Annotated in this window: 8 protein-coding genes; 5 read left to right on the plus strand and 3 right to left on the minus strand. The window is 56.2% G+C overall.

The features are described 5' to 3' along the window. Genes QCE73_RS10140 through QCE73_RS10150 form a run of 3 tightly spaced genes read left to right on the plus strand, consistent with a single transcriptional unit; the run spans position 1 to position 3,184 of the window. Positions 1 to 1,890 (plus strand): site-specific integrase, encoded by a 1,890-nt coding sequence (locus QCE73_RS10140; RefSeq protein WP_309881042.1) that lies wholly within the window; start codon positions 1 to 3, stop codon positions 1,888 to 1,890. Then, positions 1,883 to 2,338 carry a hypothetical protein gene (locus tag QCE73_RS10145; RefSeq protein ID WP_309881043.1) on the plus strand — a complete coding sequence of 152 codons (456 nt, stop codon included), beginning with the start codon at positions 1,883 to 1,885 and terminating at the stop codon, positions 2,336 to 2,338. The genes QCE73_RS10140 and QCE73_RS10145 overlap by 8 nt, the downstream gene beginning before the upstream one ends. 12 nt (positions 2,339 to 2,350) lie before the next feature. Further along, positions 2,351 to 3,184, plus strand: a complete 834-nt coding sequence (locus QCE73_RS10150) for a thymidylate synthase (protein WP_309881044.1) — start codon at positions 2,351 to 2,353, stop codon at positions 3,182 to 3,184. 266 nt (positions 3,185 to 3,450) lie between these two features. On the opposite strand, the gene QCE73_RS10155 is transcribed toward QCE73_RS10150, so the two are convergent. Continuing rightward, a complete protein-coding gene (locus tag QCE73_RS10155) occupies positions 3,451 to 3,732 on the minus strand; it encodes a hypothetical protein (RefSeq protein WP_309881045.1) in 282 nt (93 codons plus the stop codon). A 946-nt stretch (positions 3,733 to 4,678) separates the two neighbouring features. On the opposite strand from QCE73_RS10155, the gene QCE73_RS10160 reads away from it, so the two are divergent. Continuing rightward, positions 4,679 to 5,887: an MFS transporter gene (locus QCE73_RS10160; protein WP_309881046.1), complete on the plus strand. Its 1,209-nt coding sequence runs from the start codon at positions 4,679 to 4,681 to the stop codon at positions 5,885 to 5,887. 251 nt (positions 5,888 to 6,138) lie between these two features. On the opposite strand, the gene dmeF is transcribed toward QCE73_RS10160, so the two are convergent. Both dmeF and QCE73_RS10170 read right to left on the minus strand, forming a co-directional pair. Next, positions 6,139 to 7,410, minus strand: coding sequence for a CDF family Co(II)/Ni(II) efflux transporter DmeF (gene dmeF / locus QCE73_RS10165; protein ID WP_309881047.1), 1,272 nt, complete (start codon positions 7,408 to 7,410; stop codon positions 6,139 to 6,141). A gap of 8 nt (positions 7,411 to 7,418) precedes the next feature. After that, positions 7,419 to 7,694, minus strand: a complete 276-nt coding sequence (locus QCE73_RS10170; RefSeq protein ID WP_309881048.1) for a metal/formaldehyde-sensitive transcriptional repressor — start codon at positions 7,692 to 7,694, stop codon at positions 7,419 to 7,421. Between the two features lie 149 nt (positions 7,695 to 7,843). On the opposite strand from QCE73_RS10170, the gene QCE73_RS10175 reads away from it, so the two are divergent. Then, complete coding sequence (locus QCE73_RS10175; protein WP_309881050.1) at positions 7,844 to 8,905, plus strand: DMT family transporter; 1,062 nt, start codon at positions 7,844 to 7,846, stop codon at positions 8,903 to 8,905. Positions 8,906 to 9,284: the final 379 nt, after the last annotated feature.

Genomic DNA, 9,284 nt, shown 5'->3' on the forward strand with positions numbered 1-9,284 from the left:
GTGCCTACCATTGCGCTCGTCCCCGAACTATCCGATATTATCGCTGGCGAGGCCGTTTTCAAAGATGATATGCCGGTGTGGCTTGGCTCGTTTGGTGCCGACATCTGGCCTTTCGTTGAACCGACTTCCCCCCTTTATGAAGGGGAAAGCAGCTCAAGCTTCGTTTGGCGAGACCTCATAGAGGGAAAAGGGGCCTCCCTAAACCATCCAAGTTCGTATGCCATGAGCAGGTATGAGTACTGTCTCACCCGTGAGATAGTCCACGACCTTAAGATTGCTGCGGTGATTCACGGATACTTCCCCAAGCTAATCAAGCATGCGAGGAGCTCAAAGGAACAGCTCGACCCCAAAACGGTGAAAAATCGCATTGACGAATTAGCAAAATTTTTCTCGCTGGCCATCAAAGAAGGACAACGGAAGCTGAACGTCTCAATCACGCAGCTAAGCCAGGTGCCTTTCTCTCTCGTAAAAGACATCATCGCGACGTTTCCCGGGCGAGCCGAGCACCTCCGAAGAGCGTTGAAGCTGATTTCGGACCCGATGGTCCAGAAAAATCTCAGCGCGCCGTTGCAATGGGGAATATTGGACATCGAAAAATCTTCGATTGCCTGGGGTGAATCGAAGGACGAAGGCGGAATTCCCACCTTGTCCGACACTCAGTTCTTGTTTCTGTTGGACCAGTGTAAAAAGCGCATCGCGCGCTTTAAGAGCGTCGCCGGAATGGCCGTTCATGACAGTGAATGCGATTTTCTGGCTCGTTCGTTTAGTTCGCAGTCACACGGAATCGCGGCATCCGGCCTAGACGCGTATTATAAAGTTAAACCTCACACAGCGAGTGAAACTGCATTTAGCACAAGACATGGCGTTACCCTGTCTGAGATGAGGGACATCATACGCGAGGGTCATCTTTCGGCCCTGCTTCTGGTTCTTCTGTTCACAGGGATGCGCGCCTCCGAAATCGTCTTCTTGAAGCGAGATTGTCTGAGCCTCCAGCATGGCTATTGGTTTCTTAACTCCAAAGAGGTCAAACAACGCCCGAAGGACGTCCCAATCAGTGAAGGCTGGCTGGCCATAGACATAACCAGAGATGCCTACGACATTCTCATGTTCATTACCGAGCGAACCGGCAATGAATATCTTTTCTCATCGCCATTTCGAGGTTACGAAGCCGAAACCGGTTATAAAGGCCAGTATCTTAATACCAAGTTTTCGCGATGGTTAAAAGAAATTGACGTGAGGGGTCTTTTTGCAGACTGGTCCTTTTCTATTCACCAGTGCAGGGAAACCCTCGTGGCGCAGCTGGCTGCGCAAGAGGTCGGCATGACGTTCATCAGTATGCAACTTAAGCATTTCCACAGCCAGTTCAATTCCATGCCTAATGCCGTCACTGCTGGGTATGGAAAGTATCGGAAGCAACTGATGACGAGCGTCGCCAACCGCCTCGCCGAAGCGAGAGAAATCGCTCTCGTGGACCTCTATGGCGAGCACGCCAAATTCGCCGGAGGTGGTGGCGCCACACATAAGGCACGCATCGATGCTTTTTTCGCCGGCCTTGGGCTGTTCGGAGAGCAACGCGAACAATACATCAAGGACATGGCCAGACGCGGCGTCAAGCTCATGCCCACGAGCATCGGCAACTGCGGGAAGAACTTCGCTATTCCTACCGAAGACACGCCGCCCCCATGTTATGGCGATTTTCAGTGCGACCCAAACTGCTCGAGCCACGTGATTACGCAACGGGCTGGAAAAGCTCTCGTCGCGCGCAAGCAGCACGCCTTAGCGGAAGCCGAGCGAGAAACAAACCCTGGCTACAAAAAAGTCTGGTGGGGCATGGTCCAAGCGCTAGACGGACACATTGCCAAGCTGGAACTGGAGAGCTCCGATGGCTGACCGCCGCCCGCCCGAACTGACCAGCCATATCGAACGAGAGAAGGATAAAAATGATACGCTCATCTTGGACGCGCTCGGGCAGCTTGAGGACCCTCAAAAACGCGGCAAGCGCAAGGCGACGGTCGCCGTGATATGCAAAGTTACGGGACTGTCCAGAAATACTATTCGCAACAGGCAGTGGGCTCTTGACCGGCTGAAAGCCATAAAGCGAAAGCTCAAAAGTGGCTCAGAACGCTCGGCCGGGAGCGAACCTACGTCCGAGCAGACCGAGACTACACCGAGTATGCTAAGAGCTCGAATCAAACGCATCCTTGAACAAAACGCGTTGCTATATGAGGAAATCCTTTCGCTACAAAGCATAATCGAACGCAAGGATTGCGAGATTAACGCGCTCAAAAATAGAAAGAACCTATCAATCGTCCCGCCGGTCGGTGGGGCCACAGAATAATTGGATGTAGATATGAAGCAATATTTGGAACTTCTTCGTGACGTTCTGGAAAACGGTGTCGCCAAGGGGGACCGGACTGGTACGGGCACTAAGTCTGTGTTCGGACGGCAGATTAGGCACGACCTATCTAAGGGCTTCCCGCTCCTAACAACGAAAAAGTTGCACTTCAAGAGCATAGCCAACGAGCTCATCTGGTTCCTAAGCGGAAACACAAATGTCGGTTGGTTGAATGAGAATGGCGTCACCATCTGGAATGAATGGGCGACCGAGGATAATGAGCTTGGTCCCGTTTATGGCAAGCAGTGGACAGCATGGCCGACAAAGGATGGCGGGAGCATCAACCAGATTGACTACGTCGTCAATACGCTTCGCACGAACCCAAATAGTCGCCGCATCCTGTTTCACGGCTGGAACCCAGAGTTTCTACCGGATGAGTCCGTCAGCCCGCAGGAAAATGCGAAGCAAGGTCGGATGGCTTTGCCCCCATGCCACTTGCTCTATCAGTTTTACGTAGCAGAAGGCAGATTGTCTTCTCAGTTGTACATCAGAAGCTCAGATAGCTTCTTGGGACTGCCTTACAACATCGCGTCGCTCGCCTTGCTTACCCACATGCTAGCCCAACAGTGTGACTTGGTGCCTCACGAGATTGTCGTCAGCATCGGTGACCTGCATGCATACTCCAATCATATTGAGCAAATTCAGACGCAACTCACTCGGGACGTTCGAGAGTTGCCACAGTTGAGAATTAAGCGGAGGCCCGAGTCGATTTACGATTACAGATTTGAGGATTTTGAATTGGTTGGCTACAACCCGCACCCGTCCATCGCCGCTCCCATCGCGGTATGAGACGAACGAATCGATGGAAACGACCGGCCTTCCCACTTGCAGTAGCGGGTAGAAAGTTGAGCTGCGGAGGAAAAGGCGGTTCTCTCTCAAATGCCGCTTCTTGATAGCAGCCTGGCCATATGCAGAGTGTGATGATTAAACCTTCACTGTGCGACAGTCGCTTAAATGTTCGCGCGCGAGCGCGCTATCCGAGTAAGTGGGGGTGGAACCGGAACGTCGTTGAGTCCAGTGACTGGCATCGCTCGCGGATACGAGAGCTGAGATACTCAATCTCTATTATTGACAGGCACAGCCGTGTTGACGGTCCCGAAGCCATCAATGACGCGCTGGGCGGCAGCATAGCCGTGCATGAGGGCTTCGCGGAGCGTCCCGAACGGGCGGTCGGTGTTTTCGCCGAAGCGCAGGGACGCGATTGGCTCAGTACATTCAGCCTGCCCGATGCGGACTACCGCCACATATCCGCTTGGTGTGATGAGCACCGGCCCGCCTAAAGCCTCGTCGACCGGCTCGGCCTCAACATCGACCGTGAAGTCTTTGTAAATATACATACTCTGCATTACCTAACCGTTCGTAAGTTCACAGGGCCCGTCAACGCTCCGTCCCTGTTATCGCTGCAACTGTCAATACCAATTATCCCATGTGCCGCGCGCCGATGAGCAAGAGGTCGGCGCCGGTCGCGAAACGCGACTTCTTTTCCGGCAACCCACGACTCAATCGAGGCGATTTCCAAAGGTTCAGCCACAGACCCCTAGTCCCACGAACGCCTAGGAGACAGCGGGATGTTTTCGGAGGAAGGTCCCACCGCGTCAAGCAGAACGAGATGTTTTCCCCTGTTTGAATTGAAGTACATCGGCTGCGCAGCAAGCTTGGTGGCGCTCACGTGGGCGGTGAGGGCCCATGTGTTGCGGCCACGCCGGCTCGCGGCGTCGGCTCCAACCGGTCCTCAAGCACTCACCGTCCGCCTTTTGAAAGGACGGTCGGCACTTGATGACCCGGAAATAAAAACACCCCGAGAATGGGACGTCCCGAAACTCGGCGTTTTTGTTGTTCTCTATTCGGGCGAGACGGGCCCAGCTGTATCTACCACTATGTAATGAGCATCCAGTCGAGGTCAGCATTCAGGTCGACATCGTTTGTTGCCGTCGGTTCGTTCGAGGGTGTGACTGGAACTAAAGTCTCTGCTCGAACCTCCTTCGCCGGCGGCGTTCCGCGCACAACTATTGCCAACCGCTCTTGGATTTGGCAAGGACGCGGCACCGACAATGACCGTCTATTATTACGCCGTGAGCATTAGTCTGGAGGGCGTGCTTAGTAAGAACCGGCTGTCAGCTTTGTATTTTTGTGCAAGGGGGAAACGGCTCCAGAAAGTATCCCAGACAGGTGATTGAGTCCCTGGAGGACATGGCCCTGTCACGGACTCGGCTTTTGGGTGGCGATACACCGGCGTGCATCGGTACCGCTTTTGAAGCCGACCAATCCTGAATTCGAGACAAGATGCAGACCAATTCAACGCGTACTGGCACACTCATCCAGATTCCCCGTGGTATCTGGATGCTCGGCTTCGTCAGCATGTTCATGGACATTTCGTCGGAAATCATTCACAGCCTTCTTCCGATGTTCCTAATAACAGGCCTGGGTGCGAGCGCGATGATGGTCGGTTTGATTGAAGGCGTCGCCGAAGCGACTGCGCCCATCGTGAAAATGTTCTCCGGTGCCCTGAGCGACTACCTCGGCAACCGGAAGTGGCTAGCGGTCATCGGATACGGTATGGGCACGTTGAGCAAGCCTCTGTTTGCGCTTGCCCCAACTGCGGGCATCGTCCTGACAGCGCGCGTCGCGGACAGAATTGGCAAAGGAGTGCGGGGTGCGCCGCGCGACGCACTCGTAGCTGATATCACGCCCCCACACCTGCGTGGCGCCGCCTATGGTTTGCGACAATCGCTTGACACGGTCGGGGCGTTTCTCGGACCGTTGTTCGCCGTCGCGTTGATGCTCCTATTGGCAAACAACTTTCGTCTCATCTTCTGGATTGCTGTGATTCCGGGACTCGTCGCAGTGGCCTTGCTGGTGTTCGGCATCAAGGAACCTGCTCACCATTCGGACGAGAAACGTGTCAACCCAATAAAGCTCGAAAGCCTGAAAAAGCTGAACGGGTCGTATTGGTGGGTGGTGTTCATCGGGGCAGTCTTCACGCTCGCGCGGTTCAGCGAGGCATTCCTCGTCCTACGCGCGATGCAAGGCGGGATACCCATTGCCCTAGTGCCGCTCGTGATGGTGGCAATGAACCTAGTGTATTCCGCGTCCGCCTACCCCTTTGGTAAGCTGGCTGACTCGATGAGCCACACGAAGCTGCTGACCCTCGGACTCGTGGTACTCATTGCGTCAGATGTCGTACTCGCGCATGGAAACCATTGGCCGGTCGTACTGCTGGGTGTCGCATTTTGGGGCGTGCATATGGGGCTCACGCAAGGCCTTCTTGCAACCATGGTTGCGCATACTGCACCGCCGGACCTGAGAGGCACCGCGTTCGGGTTCTTCAATTTGATGAGCGGTCTGGCGATGCTCGTGGCGAGCGTCGTCGCAGGCGCGCTGTGGGAACACTTGGGGCCGAACGCAACGTTCTACGCCGGAGGTGGTTTCTGTTTGCTGACCCTGTGCGCCCTCGCTATCCGTGGTGGGTTGCGGCGAAAGTCCGCCCGTTAGTTGATTACAGTGCGGAGCGGTGCATTGCATCAGGAACGCTCAACGTCGATTCCGAGCCCGGTGCGATATCCAAGACGATTGCGATGCTTTGCTTGTCACCGGGACTTGTCATCAATGACCTGATGGCGCCGATGGTCCTTCATCTTCGTCTATGCCTGATTTTTCATCACGCGGCGAAAACATCCGACGCACAATTTGGTCTTGCCGTCGAAAGCCCACACATCAATGCACGACGGCTTGACTGGCCTGAGTCAGGCCGCCGCTTGTGAAGGTTGCACTTCGACGGTGACATGTGACAGCCCCTTGAAGCGCTCAAGCACTGCATGATAAAAGCGCGAATCATGCTGGGGTTCACCGGTTGCCACCGACACCACGGCACTCATGTGACCTGGACCCACGCGCCATACGTGCAGGTCGACAACCTTGTCGCCACGGTCCTCGATAGCATGGCGCACGTTCTCCGCCATGCGCCGGTCAGGGCTCATGTCGAGCAGGATTGCACCCGTGTCACGCATTAACCCATACGACCAGTTCGCAATCACCAGCGCACCGATGACGCCGGCGAGGGGGTCCATCCACAGCCAGCCGAACGCGCGCGCCAGCACCAGACCGATGATTGCCAGCACGGAGACCGCCGCATCCGCCATGACATGGATGTAGGCCGACCGGATGTTGTGGTCCCGGGTCGCTGCCTCGTGCACGTCGTGGCCGTGCTCATGCTCTTTGAAATCGACACCGTGCTCGCCGTCCGGCATCCGCACGATGGCCTTAAAGGCGTGTGGTTCAGGGATGTCTTCCTTCGATTCCAGATAGTCACCACGGTCCGCCAGCGCGAATACCTGTTGCGTCCCATCGGGTCGCACCGTCGTAATGGACACCGTCGAGGCGCACAGTCGCGAACCTTCCGTCGCCGGCGCAATCCTGAAAACAGGCGGCACGCCATCTTCGAAGATGGAAACGGCAAACACACCGGACGACGTAAAAATCTTCTGTACCGCGTCTTCATGAGCATGGTCGTCGTGAGCATGGCCATGTCCGTGACTGTGACCATGGCCGTGGTCACCGCCGCTCAGCAGCCACACGCTTGCAAGGTTAACAAGCAGGCCGACCACCGCGATAGGAATGGCTTCGCCGAAGTGAATCGGTACCGGCGACCGGAAACGCGAGACCGCCTCGTAGCCAATCAGCAGCGCAATCATTGCGAGCACGATGGCACTCGTGAAGCCCGCGAGGTCGCCAAGCTTGCCCGTACCGAACACGAAGCGGGAGTCGGTGGCATGCTTCCGTGCGTAGGTGTACGCGAGCGCTGCAATCAGCATCGCGCCAGCATGCGTCGACATGTGCAGACCGTCGGCGACGAGCGCAAGCGACCCGAACATACTGCCGCCGACGATTTCAATCAACATCATCGCGCTGCACAGCCCAATCACGGCCCATGTCTTTCGCTCGTTCTTTTCGTGACCAGCACCCAGAAAGATGTGGTCGTGTCCTGCACCGAATGCGGCGTTTTTGAAATCACTCATTTTCGACCCTACTTGAAATAGCTGTGAACCACCTCGATGAGCTGTTCGGTCGCACTGTCGCCGTGCTCTTCGCCGCTCTCAGCATCGACGAGGTGGTTCCTGATGTGGTCTTCCAGCACAACTGCCAGCAGGCCGTTCATCGCTCCACGACAACTCGTGATTCGTTGCAGGACGTCTGAGCAGCCGTGTTCTTCGTCGAGTGCCCGCTCAATGGCTTCAACCTGCCCCTTGATACGGCGAACCCTGTTGAGAAGCTTCTGTTTTTCTTGAACCGTATGACTCATCGCGTTCTCCACATACCCCCACCGGGTATACAATCGTTCCTAGTGTACCATAGGGGGTGGGGGTATCGCTTGCTAGGCAACGTTCTCCTCGCTCGCGGATTTCCCCGGATACTTTCTGAATCTGGTTACTGTTCGTCGCCCGTCAATCCATGCACGCACGCCACAACGCCGCTTTCACCGCACTTCTTGCCGCCGCGCTATTCGGCACGACGACGCCTCTCGCCAAGACCTTGCTCGGTTCTCTCTCGCCGTTCATGGTCGCGGGTCTGTTCTATCTTGGCAGCGGCGTCGGTCTTGCCATCGGAATTCTCTTCCAGCGACTGCGCCGCACAGCCGGTGAACGAGAAAATGAAAGCCGGATTCAGCTCGCCGAGGTGCCCTGGCTTCTTGGCGCAATTGCTGCAGGCGGCGTCGGCGGACCTGCGCTGTTGATGTTCGGCCTTAGCACGACACCTGCCGCAACCAGTTCCTTGCTACTGAACCTCGAGGGCGTTTTCACCGCGGTCATTGCCTGGGTGGTATTTCGCGAAAACGTCGACCTGCAGATATTCCTCGGGATGGTCGCCATCGTGGCAGGTGGCGTCGCGCTATCCTGGCAACCCGGCGTCGGCGGCGTATCGCCCGGTGCGCTATTGGTTGTCGCAGCTTGCGTTTCCTGGGCGGTCGACAACAACCTGACGCGCAAGGTTTCAACGAACGACGCGATGGCTATTGCGTGCCTGAAGGGGCTGGCTGCGGGTTCCGTCAATCTGGGCATCGCGCTCTTTGCGGGTGCGCACTTACCTGGCGTTGGTCGGATGGCGGCCGCCATGCTGACCGGCTTCGCCGGCTATGGCGTGAGCTTGGTCCTGTTTGTCGTCGCGCTACGAAACCTCGGCACAGCCCGAACCGGCGCCTATTTCTCGGTCGCGCCGATATTCGGGGTAGCGTTATCGCTCATCCTGTGGCCTGAGATGCCTTCGCTGCCATTCTTGGTGGCGGCTGCGCTTATGGCTCTTGGAGTCTGGCTGCATATCCGAGAGCGGCATGAACATCCACACACTCACGAGGTGCTTGAACATAACCATAGGCACCGGCACGATGAGCATCATCAGCACACGCACGACTTTGAGTGGAATGGTCAGGAGCCGCACACGCATCCCCATCAGCACGCGCCGATTACTCACACGCACGCACACTTCCCCGATATTCATCACCGGCACACGCACTGACAGTCGGACGACGATACTTTTGTCTAGCTCGCACGTTCGTGACAGACATCAAAACTTGCCCTACGATGAAGCTGGATAGAGCATGGACGCGCGGACGCAGAAATGAACGGCAAAGAGCATTGGGACGGCGTGTATCACAAAAGGGCGGCGGACGCGGTTAGCTGGTACCGACCGCATCTGGAAACTTCGCTGAGGCTAATTGGCGAAAGCACGTCAGACCGGGGAGCGACCATTATCGATATTGGCGGTGGTGAATCCACGTTGGTCGATGATTTGCTTCGTAAGCACCCGGCGAAGGCATCTTGATCGGCAAGACGAGCAGCCCGACGATCATGTCCATGCAAATTTCAAATGGACAGGTGTAAATGATGGACGAAGT

Origin of the sequence: Caballeronia sp. LZ029 (assembly GCF_031451275.1) — a bacterium.
Classification (GTDB): Bacteria; Pseudomonadota; Gammaproteobacteria; order Burkholderiales; family Burkholderiaceae; genus Caballeronia; species Caballeronia jiangsuensis.

Bases quoted from the DNA above. Each gene is read 5' to 3' on its own strand.
- QCE73_RS10145 (WP_309881043.1), top strand. From the start codon at position 1,883: ATGGCTGACCGCCGCCCGCCCGAACTGACCAGCCATATCGAACGAGAG.
- QCE73_RS10150 (WP_309881044.1), top strand. From the start codon at position 2,351: ATGAAGCAATATTTGGAACTTCTTCGTGACGTTCTGGAAAACGGTGTC.
- QCE73_RS10155 (WP_309881045.1), bottom strand. From the start codon at position 3,732: ATGTATATTTACAAAGACTTCACGGTCGATGTTGAGGCCGAGCCGGTC.
- QCE73_RS10160 (WP_309881046.1), top strand. From the start codon at position 4,679: ATGCAGACCAATTCAACGCGTACTGGCACACTCATCCAGATTCCCCGT.
- dmeF (WP_309881047.1), bottom strand. From the start codon at position 7,410: ATGAGTGATTTCAAAAACGCCGCATTCGGTGCAGGACACGACCACATC.
- QCE73_RS10170 (WP_309881048.1), bottom strand. From the start codon at position 7,694: ATGAGTCATACGGTTCAAGAAAAACAGAAGCTTCTCAACAGGGTTCGC.
- QCE73_RS10175 (WP_309881050.1), top strand. From the start codon at position 7,844: ATGCACGCACGCCACAACGCCGCTTTCACCGCACTTCTTGCCGCCGCG.